16 protein-coding genes are annotated in these 17,240 nt (G+C 61.3%); 6 read left to right on the top strand and 10 right to left on the bottom strand.

Annotated features, from left to right (window positions below):
• Positions 1-10: 10 nt before the first annotated feature.
• Both AC0IYN_RS14550 and katB read right to left on the bottom strand, forming a co-directional pair.
• Complete coding sequence (locus tag AC0IYN_RS14550) at positions 11-550, bottom strand: ankyrin repeat domain-containing protein (protein ID WP_406600003.1); 540 nt, start codon at positions 548-550, stop codon at positions 11-13.
• A 107-nt stretch (positions 551-657) separates the two neighbouring features.
• Positions 658-2,199: a catalase KatB gene (gene katB / locus AC0IYN_RS14545; protein ID WP_457267957.1), complete on the bottom strand. Its 1,542-nt coding sequence runs from the start codon at positions 2,197-2,199 to the stop codon at positions 658-660.
• Positions 2,200-2,486: 287 nt separating this feature from the next.
• On the opposite strand from katB, the gene mscL reads away from it, so the two are divergent.
• Positions 2,487-2,906: a large-conductance mechanosensitive channel protein MscL gene (gene mscL, locus AC0IYN_RS14540; RefSeq protein ID WP_078050265.1), complete on the top strand. Its 420-nt coding sequence runs from the start codon at positions 2,487-2,489 to the stop codon at positions 2,904-2,906.
• A gap of 44 nt (positions 2,907-2,950) precedes the next feature.
• Here mscL and AC0IYN_RS14535 read toward each other — a convergent pair whose 3' ends face one another.
• Positions 2,951-3,727: a ferredoxin--NADP reductase gene (locus AC0IYN_RS14535; RefSeq protein WP_457267958.1), complete on the bottom strand. Its 777-nt coding sequence runs from the start codon at positions 3,725-3,727 to the stop codon at positions 2,951-2,953.
• Between the two features lie 378 nt (positions 3,728-4,105).
• Here AC0IYN_RS14535 and AC0IYN_RS14530 point away from each other — a divergent pair, with 378 nt between their 5' ends.
• Positions 4,106-4,816 carry a helix-turn-helix transcriptional regulator gene (locus tag AC0IYN_RS14530; protein WP_457248712.1) on the top strand — a complete coding sequence of 237 codons (711 nt, stop codon included), beginning with the start codon at positions 4,106-4,108 and terminating at the stop codon, positions 4,814-4,816.
• A 157-nt stretch (positions 4,817-4,973) separates the two neighbouring features.
• Complete coding sequence (locus AC0IYN_RS14525) at positions 4,974-6,098, top strand: methyltransferase (RefSeq protein WP_471841928.1); 1,125 nt, start codon at positions 4,974-4,976, stop codon at positions 6,096-6,098.
• Between the two features lie 65 nt (positions 6,099-6,163).
• On the opposite strand, the gene AC0IYN_RS14520 is transcribed toward AC0IYN_RS14525, so the two are convergent.
• Genes AC0IYN_RS14520 through AC0IYN_RS14510 form a run of 3 tightly spaced genes read right to left on the bottom strand, consistent with a single transcriptional unit; the run spans position 6,164 to position 8,792 of the window.
• Entirely contained in the window at positions 6,164-6,331 is a 168-nt protein-coding gene (locus tag AC0IYN_RS14520) for a DUF2474 domain-containing protein (protein ID WP_010206690.1), read from the bottom strand.
• A gap of 12 nt (positions 6,332-6,343) precedes the next feature.
• Positions 6,344-7,351, bottom strand: a complete 1,008-nt coding sequence (cydB, locus tag AC0IYN_RS14515; protein WP_078050270.1) for a cytochrome d ubiquinol oxidase subunit II — start codon at positions 7,349-7,351, stop codon at positions 6,344-6,346.
• Between the two features lies 1 nt (position 7,352).
• Positions 7,353-8,792 (bottom strand): cytochrome ubiquinol oxidase subunit I, encoded by a 1,440-nt coding sequence (locus tag AC0IYN_RS14510; protein WP_071489952.1) that lies wholly within the window; start codon positions 8,790-8,792, stop codon positions 7,353-7,355.
• 318 nt (positions 8,793-9,110) lie between these two features.
• On the opposite strand from AC0IYN_RS14510, the gene AC0IYN_RS14505 reads away from it, so the two are divergent.
• Positions 9,111-10,349: an MFS transporter gene (locus AC0IYN_RS14505; RefSeq protein WP_078050272.1), complete on the top strand. Its 1,239-nt coding sequence runs from the start codon at positions 9,111-9,113 to the stop codon at positions 10,347-10,349.
• A 75-nt stretch (positions 10,350-10,424) separates the two neighbouring features.
• Here AC0IYN_RS14505 and AC0IYN_RS14500 read toward each other — a convergent pair whose 3' ends face one another.
• The 4 genes from AC0IYN_RS14500 to AC0IYN_RS14485 form a co-directional block, all read right to left on the bottom strand.
• On the bottom strand, positions 10,425-12,608 hold the full coding sequence (locus tag AC0IYN_RS14500) for a xanthine dehydrogenase family protein molybdopterin-binding subunit (RefSeq protein WP_457239769.1): 2,184 nt from the start codon (positions 12,606-12,608) through the stop codon (positions 10,425-10,427).
• The gene (locus tag AC0IYN_RS14495) at positions 12,605-13,594 is read right to left on the bottom strand and encodes an FAD binding domain-containing protein (RefSeq protein ID WP_406599463.1); all 990 of its coding nucleotides are present in this window, start codon (positions 13,592-13,594) and stop codon (positions 12,605-12,607) included. Before AC0IYN_RS14495 ends, AC0IYN_RS14500 begins: the two co-directional genes overlap by 4 nt.
• Positions 13,591-14,097 (bottom strand): (2Fe-2S)-binding protein, encoded by a 507-nt coding sequence (locus AC0IYN_RS14490; protein ID WP_471841921.1) that lies wholly within the window; start codon positions 14,095-14,097, stop codon positions 13,591-13,593. The genes AC0IYN_RS14495 and AC0IYN_RS14490 overlap by 4 nt, the downstream gene beginning before the upstream one ends.
• 96 nt (positions 14,098-14,193) lie before the next feature.
• Positions 14,194-14,640 carry a DUF4879 domain-containing protein gene (locus AC0IYN_RS14485; RefSeq protein ID WP_406599464.1) on the bottom strand — a complete coding sequence of 149 codons (447 nt, stop codon included), beginning with the start codon at positions 14,638-14,640 and terminating at the stop codon, positions 14,194-14,196.
• 173 nt (positions 14,641-14,813) lie between these two features.
• Here AC0IYN_RS14485 and AC0IYN_RS14480 point away from each other — a divergent pair, with 173 nt between their 5' ends.
• Entirely contained in the window at positions 14,814-16,109 is a 1,296-nt protein-coding gene (locus AC0IYN_RS14480) for an NCS2 family permease (RefSeq protein WP_457239768.1), read from the top strand.
• Positions 16,106-17,185, top strand: coding sequence for a tRNA (uridine(54)-C5)-methyltransferase TrmA (trmA, locus tag AC0IYN_RS14475; protein WP_406599466.1), 1,080 nt, complete (start codon positions 16,106-16,108; stop codon positions 17,183-17,185). The genes AC0IYN_RS14480 and trmA overlap by 4 nt, the downstream gene beginning before the upstream one ends.
• Positions 17,186-17,240 lie beyond the last annotated feature (55 nt).

Raw genomic sequence — 17,240 nt, 5'->3', positions numbered from 1 at the left:
CGATGATAGCTCAGCGCGGCGCCGGGGTCCGGATTTCACCGCTGGCCAATCGTGAAGCACTGTTGCCGACCGGGTCTTCGGCGTTGAGATCGGCGCCTCTGGCTTTCAGTTCGTCCAGCAACTCGACCCGCTTGAACAACCCGGCGTACATGGCCGCCGTCTGCCCGGCACCGTTGCGTTGGTCGGGGTTGCAGTCGGTGGTCAGCAAGCGTTGGGCGATTTTCAACTCGCCCTTGAAGATCGCACCCATCAGCGCCGTGTTGCCGCGTTTGTCCTGCACGCAGGCGTCGGCACCGGCGTTGAGCAGGCGCTCCACGAACGGGCCCTGGCCGTGGTAGGCGGCGAGGATCAACGCGGTGTAGCCCTTATCGTCTTGGGTGTTGAGGCTGTAGCCGGAGTCGATGAAGGTGTTGAGCATGTCGAGGTCGCCACGGCGGGCGGCGTCGAAGTAATAGTCCTGCAGTTGTGTCTTGAGCTTCGCAGGGTCGGCCGGTTCGGCCCACGCGCCGAACGCCAGGCATGCCAACACAGCGCCTATGAAAATTCGCATAGCCAATCCTCCGTATTACCCCCTTTTGTAGGAGCCGGCTTGCCGGCGATGGCGTATTCGAGGACGCCATCGCCGGCAAGCCGGCTCCTACATAGGGGGTTGCGTGGTCAGTCGGTGAGTTTTGCCGCCAGCGCCTTCACGCGTGCCAGGTCACCCTTGGCAACCTTGGTCACGCCAGTGCCGTACTCGGGATCGGCCTTGTAGAGGAACGACAGGATGATGTGCTTGCTCTCGTCATCGGTAGTCGCCAGCGAGCCGCCGAAGTTGTCGATCAAGTCCTGGCGCTCTTTCTTGCTGAAAGAACGGTACAGGTCACCGGCCTGCTTGAAGTTCTGCTCACGCTGGATCTTCGCCTGCTGGGTGCTGCCCGACAGTGGCGACTGGCTGTAGCGTGCGGGTTGCGGCTCTTCCCGTGGCAACAGGCGGCTTGGCTGGTAGTTCACGCCGGTCGTGGTCTTGCCGAAGTTCATCGCGCCGTCCTGGTTGCCGTTATTGACGGTCACCCGTGGGGCGTTGATCGGCAGTTGCAGGGCATTGGCGCCCAGGCGGTACATCTGGGTGTCGGCGTAGGAAAATACGCGGCCTTGTAGCAAACGATCTTCCGACGGTTCGATACCCGGCACCAGGTTGGCCGGGGCCATGGCCACTTGCTCGGTTTCCTGGAAGACGTTGGCCGGGTTGCGGTTCAGCACCATTTGCCCGACTTTGCGCTCAGGCACATTCGGCCAGATCTTGGTGGCGTCCAGCGGGTCGAAATCGAACTTGGCCAGGTCTTCAGGCTTGAGCACCTGCACGTACAGGTCCCACTTGGGGAAGTCGCCCTTGTTGATATGGGTGACCAGGTCGTTGGTCATGTGGCTGTAGTCGCGGCCCTGGACTTCGGTGACCTGCTTGGCGTCGAGGTTCTTGATGCCTTGCAGGCTCTTCCAGTGGAACTTGACGTAGTGCACTTCGCCTTTAGCGTTGATCAACTTGTAGGCATGCACACCGTTGCCGTCCATTTCCCGGTAGCTGGCCGGGGTGCCGGAGTCGGAGTACAACTCGGTCAGCGTACGAGTGGCTTCGGGCACATGGGAGAAGAAGTCGAAGCGACGAGAGTCATCGTCCAGGTTGGTGCGTGGGTCCGGCTTGAAGGCGTGGACCATGTCCGGGAACTTGATGGCATCGCGGATAAAGAACGTCGGGAAGTTGTTGCCTACCAGGTCCCAGTTACCTTCTGCGGTGTAGAACTTGGTGGCGAAGCCGCGTGGGTCGCGCAGGGTTTCCGGGGAGTGGTTGCCGTGGACCACGGCGGAGAAGCGTACGAATACCGGCGTGGCTTCGCCGGCGGCGAACACCTTGGCCTTGGTCAGGTCGCTGAGGTTGTCAGTGACGGTGAAGGTGCCGTGGGCGCCGGTGCCACGCGCGTGCACCACCCGCTCAGGGATGCGCTCGCGGTCGAAACGCTGCAGTTTTTGAATAAGCTGTACGTCTTGCAGCAGCACCGGGCCAGTAGCGCCGGCGGTCTGCGAGTTCTGGTTGTCACCCACGGCAGCGCCATTATCGCGGGTCAGGTTGGCGGCTTGCACAGACAGGGAAAGCAGGCTGGCAGTCACCAGCACCAACGCAGATCGCGCTGAAACAGGCCTGCGGCTCATTGGATTCTTCATCGAGGTTTCCTCTGGTTTTTTTGGTGCACATTCAGTTGTGCTTGCCAGAGGCTAGTGACCCGAGCGTCAGAAGATAAATAGAAAAGCCGTACCAACCCGATTAATAAAATAATGTGGTAACCCACTGATATAGCGGGTATTTCGCGCGCGATTGGTGGCACTTTGCAAACTATTTGCGATTTAATGTGTCGATAAAAACTAACAGTGTTAACAGTTGTGTCGGGCAAGCCCGCTATGACTGAATTACACTGGGTTCCACCCTTCTCATCTGTAACAAGGAATAACCTATGGGCGTGATCAGTGAGTTCAAGGCCTTCGCGGTCAAAGGTAATGTGGTCGACATGGCCGTCGGTATTATCATCGGCGCAGCCTTCGGCAAAATTGTTTCCTCGTTTGTAGGCGACGTGGTGATGCCACCGCTCGGTCTGCTGATCGGGGGGGTGGACTTCGGCGACCTGGCGATAACGCTCAAGGCAGCGCAAGGCGATCTGCCTGCGGTTGTCCTGGCGTACGGCAAGTTCATCCAAAGCATCATCGACTTTGTCATCATCGCGTTTGCGATCTTCATGGGTGTGAAGGCAATCAACCGCCTGAAGCGTGAAGAGGCCGTGGCGCCGAGCCTGCCACCGACGCCGAGCAAGGAAGAAGTGTTGCTGGGTGAGATCCGCGATCTGCTCAAGGCACAGAACGACAAGCCGCTGCAGTAAATATCGGCTTGAAAAAAAGGCGCCTGCTTGAAGCGCCTTTTTTATTACCAGTAGTTTTCCACCGCCACCTGGCCGGGGCGGCGGCTCAAGCTCAGGTTCATGTCGCGCTGTTTGAGTAACTGCCGCGTGTCATCGACCATCTGCGGGTTGCCGCAAATCAGCACGCGCGAATGTTCCGGGGTCAACTCGACGCCGGCTGCGCGCTCCAACTCGCCGTTCTCGATCAGTGTGGTAATGCGCCCGTTGAGCGCCCCCGGATGCTGTTCACGGGTGACGGTCGGGATGTAGGTGAGCTTGTGTGCGTATTCAGCCAGGTACTCGCGTTCGCCCAGTTCCTTGATCAGGGTTTGGTAAGCCAACTCCTTGGCCTCGCGCGCGCTGTACACCAGGATGATGCGTTCGAATTTCTCCCAGGCCTCGAAGTCCTGCAGGATCGACAGAAACGGCGCTACCCCGGTGCCGGTGCCCAGCATCCACAAGTCACGGCCATCCACGAATCGGCTCAACGTCAGGAACCCGGTGGCCTGGCGCTCCACCATCAAGGTATCGCCCACCCGCAGGCGGCTCAGCTCGCTGGTGAACTCACCGTCCGGGACGACGATGGAGAAGAAGTCCAGATGCTCGTCAAACGGTGATGACACCAAGGAGTACGCACGCCATACGGTGCTCCCATCCGCCTTGGTCACCCCCAGGCGCACGAACTGGCCCGCGGTAAACCGAAAGCCCGGGTCACGAGTGGTGCGCAAGGTAAACAGGCTGGGGGTCAGCGATTGCACGTCGAGCAAGGTCTGGCGGGTAAATTTCTCAGCACTGGCCGTCATGGGGGGCTCCGTTCTACAGGTGCCCTAGTGTCCCTCAAAGTCGCGCGCGGAAACACCCACGCAGGGTAGTGGCATCATCAACGTACACGATGATGGCAACATAATTGCACCACTAATCAATTCGCTATTAGCGTTCCAGGCAGTTTTATAAACAGGTTGTTAGTTGGCCGCTACAGCATCTTCAAGCCCCTAAAAAGCCGGGACTTTCCAACTAGCAGCTAGCAGCGCCAACTTACCCCTGGCAGAAAAATTCTTAAACCCGCCCGCGCAAGAACGAAAATTTTCTCTCGCAATGTAGTCCGTGTCCTACACTCACTTTCGTGCGGTTTTGGGGGTTCAGGACGTACCCCAGGCCATGAAAACCATGGAGAGTGACCAATGATCAATTGGCGAAATACCCGACTCCGTAAGCTGGAAGGCGAGAACGAGATCACCAGTGTGTTTGAGATGGTCATCAACCAGGCGTATGAGCTGGGCTTTCAATACTGCTCTTTCAAGATGACATCCCAACAGCCAAACAACCAAACCAATCCATTTGAAATCAGCAACTACCCAAACGAATGGACAACTTTATATAAACAGGCACGCTTCTTCGATGTAGACCCCATTGTGAAACGCTGCAAAGAGTGTGTATTGCCTATTGTCTGGGAGGAAAAGACCTTTAAGGACGCACCCAGCCTCTGGTCGCTGGCCCAGACCTTGGGCGTGAACGTGGGGTGGACCCAGGCCGTACATGATTTCCAGGGTGTGTTCAGCATGTTGACCCTGGCACGTGGCAAACACGACGTCAGCCCGCAAGAGCTTTACGAAAAAGCCGGCCAGGTATTGTGGCTGTGCCATGCAATGCATGCCGTGGTGGCGCAGAAGTATGCCGAGACCCCGGACGTCAGCCCGGCCAGCAAATTAACCTCACGGGAAAGGGAGATCCTCATGTGGTCCGGCAAGGGCAAGACCGCAGCAGACATCGCCACCATCCTGTGCTTGTCCGAACGAACGGTTGGCTTTCATATCTGCAGTTGTTTCAAAAAGCTGGGGGTCAATAACAAGATTGCCGCCGTGCTCTGCGCCGCACGCAGCGGGATTATTTGACTGGCAAAGAAACACCGCATGTATTCCCGCTGAAAAAAACGTAACATTTACGGCCAATTCTGAGTGTTGAGCAGCCCCCGGGGCCGCCCGTTGTTCACTCAGACGGTTTGGCCGAAGACTGCCGAACACCCATCGTTTACCCAGAGCCTCCCCCGCCATGCCCCTGCTCGAAAGCCCCTTCGCCCAGCTCGATCTGATTCGCCAGCCAGAGCAACATAACGATCCGCTGCAAGCCTTCGATGCCGCCGACGAGTACCTGCTCAGTCATCTGGCCGAACAGCAGCCGACGGTGACGACGCGCGTGCTGGTGCTTAATGACAGCTTCGGCGCCCTGGCTGCCAGCCTTCAAGGCCAGGTGCAAGTCACGTCCAGCGGCGATTCATTCCTGGCCGCCCAGGGCCTGGAGAAAAACCTGGTGCGCAACGGCAAGGCCTTTGATGCGGTGGCCTTTATTCCCGCCAGCCAGTTTCCGGTCGGCCCTTTTGATCGTGTGCTGATCCGTGTGCCGAAAACCCTGGCCTTGCTGGAGGAACAGCTGATCCGCTTGCAGGGCCAATTGGCGCCGGGCGCAGAAGTGATCGCCGGGGCAATGATCAAGCACTTGCCACGGGCGGCGGGCGAGTTGCTGGAGCGTTACATCGGGCCGATGCAGGCGTCGCTCGCGGTGAAGAAAGCGCGGTTGCTGATCGCCACTGTTGAAGATCGCCCCACCGCCGTCTCGCCCTACCCCACCCGCTACACGTTGGACACCCCGGCCATCGAGCTGCTGAACCACGCCAACGTGTTCTGCCGCGAAAGCCTGGACATCGGCACCCGCGCCTTCCTGCCACACCTGCCGAAAAACCTGGGCAGCGCACGCGTGGCGGACCTGGGTTGCGGCAACGGTGTGCTGGCGATTGCCAGCGCCCTGCAAAACCCCGAAGCGCACTACACCTTGGTGGATGAGTCCTACATGGCCGTGCAGTCGGCAGCCGAGAACTGGCACGCCGCACTCGGTGAACGCGATGTCGTCGTGCGCGCTGCCGACGGCCTGGCCGGGCAAGAGCCGCAATCGCTGGACGTGGTGCTGTGCAATCCGCCTTTTCACCAGCAGCAGGTGGTGGGCGACTTCCTCGCCTGGCGCATGTTCCAACAGGCGCGCGAAGCCCTGGTGGTCGGTGGTGCCCTCTATATAGTAGGCAACCGTCACCTGGGTTATCACACCAAGCTGGCGCGCTTGTTCCGGGGTGTCGAGCAAGTCGCCACCACGCCTAAATTCGTGATCCTCAAAGCGCGCAAATAAAAAAACCCTGCTTCTCTGGCGAAAAGCAGGGTTGAAAACCGGGCTGCACAGCCCGGATCGGGATGTCAGTGGGTGGTCAGGCCGGCCGCATTCATGAACATGCGCATCAGGCTGGCCACGACGAACAGGGCCAGCACGCTGCCAGTCCAGATCATCGCCAGCCACCCCAAGCGTCGCCACAATGGCTGCTTCTCGGCCTGTTCAATCTCGTGCAACGAAGGTTTACCGGACATGGGACGACCCTCCTAGTGATAACCGTCTTCGTGGGTGACCTTGCCGCGGAACACGTAGTAGCTCCAGAAGGTGTAGCCCAGGATGAACGGGATGATGAATAAGGTGCCCACCAGCATGAAGCCCTGGCTTTGCGGTGGCGCGGCAGCGTCCCAGATCGATACGGATGGCGGAATGATATTCGGCCACAGGCTGATGCCCAGGCCGCTATAGCCCAGGAAGATCAGCACCAGCGTCAGCAGGAACGGCGTGTAGTGCGCATTACGCGCCACCGCGCGGATCAGCCCATACATGGTCACCAACACCAGGATCGGCACCGGCAGGAACCAGAACAGGTTCGGCAGGGTGAACCAGCGCGAGGCGATTTCCGGGTGCGTCAACGGCGTCCAGATACTCACGATGCCAATCACCGCCAGCACCACGAAGGCCAACGGCCGTGCGAGGTTGTGCATCTTCTCCTGCAGCGGGCCTTCGGTCTTCATAATCAGCCAGGTGCAGCCGAGCAACGCGTAGGCGATGATCAGCGCCACGCCGCAGAACATCGTGAACGGCGTGAGCCAGTCCAGCGAGCCGCCGGCAAACTGGCGATCCACCACCGGGATGCCGTCGATAAACGCCCCCAGCGCCACGCCCTGGAAGAACGTCGCTGCCAGCGAGCCGCCGATGAAGGCCTTGTCCCACAGGTGACGCTTGTGATCCTTGGCCTTGAAGCGGAACTCGAAGGCCACGCCACGGAAGATCAAACCGATCAACATCAGGATCAGCGGCAGGTACAGCGCCGACAACACCACTGAATAGGCCAATGGGAACGCGCCGAACAGCGCCGCGCCCCCCAGCACCAGCCAGGTTTCGTTACCGTCCCACACCGGGGCCACGGTGTTCATCATCACATCACGGTCGGTCTTGCCGGGGATAAACGGAAACAGGATGCCGATACCCAGGTCGAAGCCGTCCATGACCACGTACATCATGATGCCGAAGATGATGATCACGGCCCAGATCAGCGGAAGATCAATACCCATCTCAATGCCCCTTGTGCTGGATGTGCGCGTGATCGTCGTCGCTGCCGTCATCGGCTGCAGACAACGGACGAGCCGGTGTGCGTTTCTGGCCAGGGCCACCGTGGGTAGGTTCGCTGCCTTCGTGGGTCTGAGGCCCTTTGCGCACCAGGCGCATCATGTAGCCCAGGCCCGCACCGAACAGCGCGAAGTACACCACCACGAACAACACCAGGGTGATCGTCATCTGCGCCAGGCTATGCCCGGAGGATGCGTCCGCCGTGCGCATCAGCCCGTAGACCACCCACGGCTGGCGACCGATCTCGGTGGTGAACCAGCCGGCAAGAATCGCGATCAGGCCGGACGGCCCCATCCACAGCGCCAGGTACAGGAACGGCTTGGACGTATACATCTTGTCGCCCCGGCGCAGCCAGAGGCTGAACAGGCCGGTGAAGATCATCAGGAAGCCCAGGCCGACCATGACCCGGAACGACCAGAACACAATGGTCGAGTTGGGACGGTCCTCGGGCGGGAACTCCTTGAGCGCCGGTACCTGCTTATCCAGGGAGTGGGTGAGGATCAGGCTGCCCAGGTACGGAATTTCAACCGCGTACTTGGTTTTCTCGGCCTTCATGTCGGGCCAGCCAAACAGGATCAGCGGCGTCGGCTCGTTGCCGATGTTTTCCCAGTGGCCTTCGATCGCGGCGATCTTTGCCGGTTGGTGCTTCAAGGTGTTGAGACCATGGAAGTCGCCAATCACCGCCTGGATAGGCGCAACGATCAGGGCCATCCACATGGCCATCGAGAGCATTTTGCGGATCGCCGGGTTGTCCTTGCCGCGCAGCAGGTGCCAGGCCGCCGATGAGCCGACGAAGAACGCCGTGGCCACAAAGGCCGCCGTGGCCATGTGCGCCAGGCGATACGGGAACGACGGGTTGAAGACCACGGCGAACCAATCGGTGGGAATCACGCGGCCATCAATGATTTCGAAGCCCTGGGGCGTCTGCATCCAGCTGTTGGACGAGAGGATCCAGAATGTGGAAATCAGCGTGCCCACGGCCACCATCACGGTGGAGAAGAAGTGCAGGTTGCGCCCGACCTTGTTCCAGCCGAACAGCATCACGCCGAGGAAACCAGCCTCGAGGAAGAAGGCCGTGAGCACTTCGTAGGTCAGGAGCGGGCCGGTGACGGCGCCGGCGAAATCCGAGAAGCGGCTCCAGTTGGTGCCGAACTGGTACGCCATGACCAACCCGGAGACCACGCCCATGCCGAAGTTGACGGCAAAGATCTTCGACCAGAAATGGTAGAGGTCACGGTAGGTGTCGTTATGGGTCTTGAGCCACAAGCCTTCCAGCACCGCGAGGTAACTGGCCAGGCCGATGGTGATCGCCGGGAACAGGATGTGGAAAGAGATGGTGAACGCAAATTGAATTCGGGCGAGATCTAGCGCCTCCAAACCGAACATAAGTCTTCCTCTGTCAGGTAATACCGGCTGCTGGCGGGAGCCTGCACCCACTGCCCCCACGGATATGGAGTCTGGCGAATTTCAATTCGTTTCTTTTTTTAACCCACCGCGTAGGGAATCTGGCCCTGGGGCCGCCAGGCCAACGCCCGGGCGGGCATTGATCTGGATCAAGCATTGCTGAAAGAGTAGTCCCATTTTCAGGAATGAACTGTGTGGTCTTTTGCCGCGTGACAGACTGCCTCAGCTCAGTTGTTGCAACTATCTGTTACAACTTAATGATAATCTCGGCGCTCCCTCCGGCCCTGACCTGAATTCCCGATGCCTAGTGAACCCGCGTTGCTGTTGCGTCATCACCGCCCTTTCATCGCGTTCTGGCTGGCGCGCATCTTTACCGCCAGTGGTTTCCAGATGCTCACCGTGGCCATCGGCTGGAACCTCTACCAACTGACCGGCAATGTGCTGGACCTGGGGTTGGTCGGGCTGGTGGAGTTCGTGCCACGGGTGCTCTTCATGCTGCACACCGGGCACGTGGCCGACCGCTATGAACGGCGCAAAGTCGCGGCCATCTGCCAGACCGTGCAGGCACTGATTGCCCTGTCCCTGGCCATAGGCGGCCTGACCGGCAACGTGACCCGCGAGATGATCTTTATCCTCGCGTTCCTGCTGGGCGCCGCGCGCTCGTTTGAAATGCCCACCACCCAGGCGCTGTTGCCGAGCATCGTGCCCAGCGCACTGTTCCCACGGGCCGTGGCTTCATCGCAGTCGGCCCAGCAACTGGCAACCATCGTCGCGCCGGCGCTCGGCGGTTTGCTCTACGCCTTTGGCAGCGTGTGGGTGTATGGCCCCACCGTGGTGCTGTACCTCATCGCCTGCGTGCTGACCCTCAACCTGCCCGCCCGCCAGACGCCGCTCAACAAAGGCAAGGCGACCCTGGATTCACTGTTGGCCGGCATCCGTTTTATCCGCAGCCGCCCGGACATCCTTGGCGCCATCTCCCTCGACCTGTTTGCCGTGTTGCTGGGGGGCGCCACCGCGTTGTTGCCGGTGTTCGCCAAGGACATCCTGCTGACCGGCGCCTGGGGCCTGGGCCTGCTGCGTTCGGCGCCGGCCGTGGGTGCGTTGTTGATGTCGCTGTGGCTGGCGCGGTTCTCGGTGGACCGGCATGTCGGTCGCGTGATGTTCACCGCCGTCGGCGTGTTCGGCGTGGCGACCATTGCCTTCGGCCTGTCCACCTCGTTCTGGTTTTCCCTGGCGGTGCTGGTGGTGCTGGGGGCAGCGGACATGATCAGCATGGTCATTCGCGCGTCGTTCGTGCAGTTGGAAACGCCGGATGAAATGCGCGGGCGCGTCAGTGCGGTCAACGGCTTGTTTATCGGGGCGTCCAACCAATTGGGTGAGTTCGAGTCGGGCATTACCGCCCACTGGTTCGGCACCGTGCCCGCCGTGGTGATGGGCGGGATCGGTACGCTGGTGGTGACGGGGGTGTGGATCAAGCTGTTCCCGACCCTGGCGAATCGCGACCGCATGCATGTGCCGGTGGAAGAGCCCAACGTCTAAGGTGTGCCTCAATACCTGTGGGAGCTGGGCTTGCCCGGCTCCCACAGTTGATTTTCAGTGGGTCATAGGTCCGGGTCAGAGCACCTTATCCAAGGTAATCGGGAACTCACGCACCCGCTTGCCCGTGGCGTGATAAATCGCATTCGCCACCGCCGCTGCCACCCCGACTATCCCGATCTCCCCCACGCCCTTGGACCCCAGGGCATTGACGATCTCGTCATGTTCCTCGACAAACACCACGTCGATCTCGCCAATATCCGCGTTAACCGGGATGTGGTACTCGGCCAGGCTGTGGTTCATGTAGCGCCCCAGCTGATGGTCGATCTGGGTTTCTTCGTGCAGGGCCATGCCGATCCCCCACACCACGCCGCCAAGGATCTGGCTGCGGGCCATCTTCGGGTTGACCACACGCCCGGCGGCAATCGCACTGACCACGCGGCGCACCTTGATGGTGCCGAGGTCTTCGTCCACCTGTACCTCGACAAATACCGCCGAATGGGTGGCAGTGCTGTAGCCTTCGCGTTTTTTATCGGGCTCGCTGTCGACCTGCACCTCCAACCCATCCTCGCCGCTGTCCTTGACCAACTGCGCCAGCGACACACTCACGTCCCCGGTATGCAGGTGGCCGTCTTCGAAGCGCACGGATTCGGCCTCCTTGAAGACCGGGTACGTCTGCCGGGCAATGGCCAGCAGTTTGCCGGTCAATGCTTCGCAGGCTTGCTGCACGGCCGTGCCGACCGAGGACACGGTAAACGACCCGCCCTGCAACGGCGCGGTGGGTAATGACGAATCGCCAAGCAGAAACACCACGTCCTCGACGGCCACACCGCTGGCTTGCGCCGCGATCTGGGTCATCACCGTGTAAGTGCCGGTGCCGATATCGGTGGTGGCACTGCTGACCGTCAGCTTGCCTTGCGCGTCGATCCGCGCCTTGGCGCTGGCCTTCATCTGCATGGCTTCCCACACCCCGCCGGCCATGCCCCAGCCGATCAACTGGCGCCCGTCACGCATGCTGCGCGGCTCGGGGTTGCGCTGGCTCCAGCCGAAACGCTCGGCACCTGCGCGATAACACTCGCGCAGGGCCTTGCTCGACCAGGGTTTGTCTTCGTTCTGGTTGCGCTCGGCGTAGTTGATCAGCCGCAGTTGCACCGGGTCAATGCCCAGGGCGCAGGCCAGTTCGTCCATGGCGCACTCCAGGCCAATCACGCCGAGGGCAGCACCGGGGGCGCGCATGTCCAGGGGCGTGAATACATCCAGTGGCACCAACTTATAAGTAAGCTGCACGTTATCGCAGTGGTAAAGCATGCCGCTCCACTCCACCACATGCTCGCTGAAATCCTCGAACCGCGAGGTCTGGCCGATGGCGGTGTGCCCCAATGCCGTGAGGCGTCCATTCGCGGCGGCGCCCATTTGCAAACGCTGCAAGGTGCGCGGGCGGTAGCCGAAGGTGAACATCTGTTGGCGGGTCAGGGTGACGCGCACCGAACGCTTGAGCGCCAGGGCGGCCATCACCGCCAGCGGCAACTGGTACTGCGGGCGCAAGCCAGAACCAAAGGCGCCACCGACGAACGCGGCAAAGATACGCACCTGGCTTTTATCCAAGCCGAAGACCTTTTGCACATAGGCCTGGCAATTCTGTGGGCCCTGGGTCTTGTCATGGATGTGCAGGGTACCGTCCGGCTGATACAGCACGGTGCTGGCGTGGGGCTCCATCGGGTTGTGGTGTTCGATGGGCGTGCTGTAGTGCAAGTCCAGGCTGACCGCAGCGCCGGCCCATTCGGCCTGGAAGTTGCCGCGCGGCGCGGGCGGGGTCTGCGGCGAGGCATGCGCCTGCTCTTGCTGGGCCAACAGGTCGGTTTCGAAGGCTTCGGTTTCGTACTCGATGTCTACCAGGGAGCCGGCATGCCGCGCCAGCTCGAGGTTGTCGGCGATCACCAACGCCAGGGGCTGGCCGCTGTACAGCACGCGGTCGTTGTACAGCGGGCGAAACGGCGAGCCGTCGGCGGCGTCGTCGTCCTGGAAAGCATCGTCATAACTGGCGATTTTTGGCCGGTTGAGGTGATGGATAACCGCCACCACACCCGGCAGGGCCAGCGCCTTGGAGGCGTCGATGCGCAGCACACGGCCCTTGGCGACGGTGCTGGACACCACACTGCCATGCAGCAGGCCATCCTCGGGAAACTCACCGGCATAACGCGCTTGGCCGGTGACCTTGAGCAGACCGTCGACGCGGTCCAAGGGTTTGCCGATTGCGGTCATGAGCGTTCTCCTGCGACAGCGGCGTCACTCAGGGCACGAATGATCCCCCGGCGTGCCAGCTTGATCTTGAACCCGTTGTGTTCCAGCGGCTCGGCGTCTTGCAACAGGGCATCGGCGGCGTGGCCGAAGGTTTCGCGGCTGACCACCTGGCCGATCAGCCCGGCTTCCACTGCGCGGTCGCGCCAGGGTTTGTGGGCCACGCCGCCAAGGGCCAGGCGGGCATCGACGATGATGTCGCCGTCCAGCTCAAGCGCTGCCGCCACCGACACCAGGGCGAAGGCATAAGACGCGCGATCGCGGATTTTCAGGTAGTTGCTATGGTGCGCCAGGTTGTCGGCAGGCAGCTCGACAGCGGTGATCAGCTCATCGTCGGCCAGCAGGTTGTCGCGTTGCGGCGCATCACCGGGCAAGCGATGAAAATCGGCAAACTCGATGATCCGCGCACCACCACGGCCTTCGACATGCACCCGCGCCTCCAGCGCCGCCAGGGCGACGCACATATCGGAGGGGTGGGTGGCGACGCACTGCTCACTGGCGCCGAGGATCGCATGGATACGGTTCAAGCCGGTGCGCGCAGGGCAGCCACTGCCGGGCTCGCGCTTGTTGCACGGCACGGTGGCATCATAAAAGTAGTAGCAGCGGGTGCGCTGCAACAGGTTGCCGCCAGTACTGGCCATGTTGCGCAGTTGCGGCGAGGCGCCGGCGAGGATGGCCTGGGACAGCAGTGGGTAACGCTGTTCGATCAGCGGGTGCCAGGCCAGGTCGGCGTTACTCACCAGGGCGCCGATCAACAGGCCCCCGTCGGTCGTCTCCTGAATGTCATGCAACGGCAGGCCGGTGATGTCGATGAGGTGCTCGGGGCGGCTGATGTTTTCTTTCATCAGGTCCAGTAGGTTGGTGCCCCCGGCAATAAAGCGCGAGGCGCCACTGCTCAGGTGCACGGCCTCCTGTACATCGACGGGCTTGCTGTAATGGAAGGGGTTCATTGCTCACCTCCCACGACTTCCACGATGGCGTCGCGGATATTGCTGTAGGCGCCGCAGCGGCACAGGTTGCCGCTCATCAGCTCCTGGATTTGCGCGCTGTCGTTGGCACGACCTTCATTGGCCAGGCCCACGGCCGAACAGATCTGGCCGGGGGTGCAGTAACCGCACTGGAAAGCGTCGTGCTTGATGAACGCCTGCTGCATCGGGTGCAGTTGGTCGCCGTTGGCCAGGCCTTCGATGGTGGTCAGCTCGGCGCCGTCGCACATCACCGCCAGGGTCAGGCAGGCATTAATTCGTTTGCCGTCGCGCAACACCGTGCAGGCGCCGCATTGGCCGTGGTCGCAGCCTTTTTTACTGCCAACCAGGTCGAGTTGCTCGCGCAACAGGTCGAGCAGCGTGGTCCAGGGCAACACATCCAGTTGGCGGTCCTGGCCGTTGAGGCTCAGGCGTATCGAGTGGCTGGCGAACGGTTGGGCCGCCGCGCCATTGGGGGTCGCGCTCATAAACACCTCACGGGTTGGTGGACATCCGCGGCGTTCAGGAAAGTCGCCGTCTCAGGGGTACGACTTCCCGGGGTATTGAGCGTTCAAGGTGATTGATCAGCGGATATTGAGCTGCGTCGACAAGGTGTTGCGCGGCGGGTTGATGGACGAGTTGCTGTATTGGAACCAGCCCTGGGCCTCGACATTCAAGTCAAACACATAGATGTAGCCCATCAACGTACCGGCGCCACTGCAGGCTTCGCTAACGTTGCCGACCTGGCACACCGCCGTGCGCTGGCCATTCAACACCGCGCCATTGAAGAGGCCGACCGGGTTATTCCCCAGGCCCACTTCCATCACCGACACCTTGGTGGGGCCGCGGTGTGTGCACATCGCGGTGTCCTGCGCGCGCTCGGGAATGGTTTCCGTGCAACCGGCCGACTCAACCTTGAACACGCGCACTTCGCTCAAGGGCGGTGCAGTCGCGCCCCACGCCGGTGCTGCGCCGAGCAACAGGCTGATACAGGGGATCAGGGCTAGACTCCACGGGCTGGTGTTTTTCATGTTGCAGGTGACCTTCGTTTAAACGTCGGCGCAGTATGCCTCAAGGCCTCGGCTGCTGGTATGATGCGCCGCTTTTTCCGATCCTCTCTGAAACCACAGGCGCTTGGCGCAGTTTGTGCTTTGACTTAGAGGTCAACAAATCACGACGCCACAGAGCGTCACAGGGAGCAGGCATGCTGGAAAAGCTGTTTCAACTCAAGGCACACAACACCAACGTGCGCACCGAGATCCTCGCGGGCATCACGACATTCCTGGCCATGGCCTACATTCTGTTCGTGAACCCGAGCATCCTCGGCGAAACCGGCATGGACAAGGGCGCCATCTTTGTCGCGACGTGCCTGGCAGCGGCCATCGGCTCGACCGTGATGGGCCTGATCGCCAACTACCCGATCGCACTTGCGCCGGGCATGGGCCTCAACGCCTTCTTTACCTACACCGTGGTTCTGCACATGGGCCACACCTGGCAGGTTGCACTGGGCGCGGTGTTTATTTCGGCGGTGCTGTTTTTCATCCTGTCGATCTTCCGCATCCGTGAGTGGATCATCAACAGCATCCCGCTGCCGCTGCGTTCGGCGATTGCCGCCGGTATCGGCCTGTTCCTGGCGCTGATTGCCCTGCACAACGCCGGTATCGTGGTCGGCAACCCGAACACGCTGGTGGGCATGGGTGACCTTAAAAAGCCCGCAGCGATCCTCGCCACCCTCGGCTTTATGCTCATCGTGGCGCTGGAAGCGCTCGCCGTGCGCGGTGCAGTGCTGATCGGCATTCTGGCCGTCACCCTCGTGTCCATCCTGCTGGGCGTTACCGAGTTCGGCGGCGTTGTGTCGATGCCACCGTCCCTGGCCCCCACGTTCCTGCAACTGGACATTAAAGGCGCGTTGGACATTGGCCTGGTCAGTGTGATCTTCGCGTTCCTGTTCGTGGACCTGTTCGACAACTCCGGCACCCTGATTGGCGTTGCCAAGCGCGCCGGCCTGATGGGCAAGGACGGCCACATGCCGAAAATGGGCCGTGCGCTGATCGCCGACAGCACCGCCGCCATGGCCGGCTCCTTGCTGGGTACGTCGACCACCACCAGCTACATCGAGTCCGCCGCAGGTGTGAGTGCCGGCGGCCGTACCGGTTTGACCGCCATCGTGGTCGCGATCCTGTTCCTGTTGGCTTTGTTCTTCGCGCCGCTGGCCGGCAGCGTTCCCGCCTTCGCCACCGCGCCAGCATTGCTGTTCGTGGCGGTGCTGATGACCCAGGGCCTGGCCGAAATCGACTGGGATGACATCACTGTTGCAGCGCCGGTGGTGATCACCGCCCTGGCGATGCCGTTCACTTACTCCATCGCCAACGGCATCGCCTTCGGTTTCATCGCCTGGACCGCCATCAAGCTGCTTTCGGGCCGCTACCGCGAGCTGAACCCGGCGCTGGTGATTCTGTCGATTCTGTTTGTGATCAAGCTGGGCTGGTTCAACGCATGACTTTTGACGCCGCACGCTACACCGCTCAACTGCAAGACAAGGTCACGCGCTTGCGTGACCTGCTGGCACCGTTCGACGCGCCAGAGCCGCAGGTCTTCGACTCGCCGCTGCAGAACTTCCGCCTGCGCGCGGAGTTCCGCCTGTGGCGCGAAGGCGGTGAGCGCCACTACGCGATGTTCTCCCAGGACGACAAGCGCACGCCGATCCTGATCGAAGCGTTCCCCATCGCCAGCCAGCGCATCAACCAGTTGATGCCGCAGCTCAAGGCCGCCTGGCAAGCCAGCGCCGCCCTCAGCCATAAGCTGTTCCAGGTGGAGTTCCTCACCACCCTGGCCGGCGACGCGATGATCACCCTGTGCTATCACCGCCCGCTGGATGAGCACTGGCACACCGCTGCAAACCAACTGGCAGCCGACTTGAATGTCAGCATCATCGGCCGTTCCAAGGGCAAGCGCGATGTGATCGGCCATGACTACGTGGTGGAAAAACTCGACGTCGGCGGCCGCACCTTCAGCTACCGCCAACCCGAAGGCGCCTTCACCCAGCCCAACGGCACGGTGAACCAGAAGATGCTCAACTGGGCATACGACGCCCTGGGCGATCGCCCGGATGATTTGCTTGAGCTGTACTGCGGCAACGGCAACTTCACCCTGCCCTTGGCTACGCGTGTACGCAAAGTACTGGCTACCGAAATCAGCAAGACCTCGGTGAACGCGGCCCTGAGCAACCTCGATGAAAACGCGGTGGGTAACGTCACGCTGGTGCGTCTCTCCGCCGAAGAACTCACCGAAGCGCTGAACGAAGTTCGCCCGTTCCGCCGCCTGCACGGCATCGATTTGAAGAGTTACGAATTCGGCAGCGTCTTCGTCGACCCGCCGCGCGCCGGCATGGACCCGGACACCTGCGAACTGACCCGACGCTTCGACAACATCCTGTACATCTCCTGCAACCCGGAGACCTTGGCGGCGAACATTGCGCAACTGCATGACACCCACAAGATCACTCAGTGTGCGATGTTTGACCAGTTCCCGTGGACGCACCATATGGAATCCGGGGTGCTGTTGACCCGGCGCTAACCCCGCAAAACCTGCAGGAGCCGGCTTGCCGAAGCGGTTTTACAGATGAGTAAGC

The organism is Pseudomonas sp. AC112 (assembly GCF_979253545.1).
The sequence above is the reverse complement of the archived record's forward strand: the minus strand, read 5'-3'. Positions and strand labels throughout refer to the sequence as shown.

Excerpts from the sequence above, each read along its gene's own strand:
- AC0IYN_RS14495 (WP_406599463.1), bottom strand. The coding sequence starts at position 13,594 with ATGAACCCCTTCCATTACAGCAAGCCCGTCGATGTACAGGAGGCCGTG.
- AC0IYN_RS14485 (WP_406599464.1), bottom strand. The coding sequence starts at position 14,640 with ATGAAAAACACCAGCCCGTGGAGTCTAGCCCTGATCCCCTGTATCAGC.
- mscL (WP_078050265.1), top strand. The coding sequence starts at position 2,487 with ATGGGCGTGATCAGTGAGTTCAAGGCCTTCGCGGTCAAAGGTAATGTG.
- katB (WP_457267957.1), bottom strand. The coding sequence starts at position 2,199 with ATGAAGAATCCAATGAGCCGCAGGCCTGTTTCAGCGCGATCTGCGTTG.
- AC0IYN_RS14520 (WP_010206690.1), bottom strand. The coding sequence starts at position 6,331 with ATGTCCGGTAAACCTTCGTTGCACGAGATTGAACAGGCCGAGAAGCAG.
- AC0IYN_RS14505 (WP_078050272.1), top strand. The coding sequence starts at position 9,111 with ATGCCTAGTGAACCCGCGTTGCTGTTGCGTCATCACCGCCCTTTCATC.
- AC0IYN_RS14525 (WP_471841928.1), top strand. The coding sequence starts at position 4,974 with ATGCCCCTGCTCGAAAGCCCCTTCGCCCAGCTCGATCTGATTCGCCAG.
- AC0IYN_RS14550 (WP_406600003.1), bottom strand. The coding sequence starts at position 550 with ATGCGAATTTTCATAGGCGCTGTGTTGGCATGCCTGGCGTTCGGCGCG.
- AC0IYN_RS14490 (WP_471841921.1), bottom strand. The coding sequence starts at position 14,097 with ATGAGCGCGACCCCCAATGGCGCGGCGGCCCAACCGTTCGCCAGCCAC.
- AC0IYN_RS14535 (WP_457267958.1), bottom strand. The coding sequence starts at position 3,727 with ATGACGGCCAGTGCTGAGAAATTTACCCGCCAGACCTTGCTCGACGTG.
- cydB (WP_078050270.1), bottom strand. The coding sequence starts at position 7,351 with ATGGGTATTGATCTTCCGCTGATCTGGGCCGTGATCATCATCTTCGGC.
- trmA (WP_406599466.1), top strand. The coding sequence starts at position 16,106 with ATGACTTTTGACGCCGCACGCTACACCGCTCAACTGCAAGACAAGGTC.
- AC0IYN_RS14530 (WP_457248712.1), top strand. The coding sequence starts at position 4,106 with ATGATCAATTGGCGAAATACCCGACTCCGTAAGCTGGAAGGCGAGAAC.
- AC0IYN_RS14510 (WP_071489952.1), bottom strand. The coding sequence starts at position 8,792 with ATGTTCGGTTTGGAGGCGCTAGATCTCGCCCGAATTCAATTTGCGTTC.
- AC0IYN_RS14500 (WP_457239769.1), bottom strand. The coding sequence starts at position 12,608 with ATGACCGCAATCGGCAAACCCTTGGACCGCGTCGACGGTCTGCTCAAG.
- AC0IYN_RS14480 (WP_457239768.1), top strand. The coding sequence starts at position 14,814 with ATGCTGGAAAAGCTGTTTCAACTCAAGGCACACAACACCAACGTGCGC.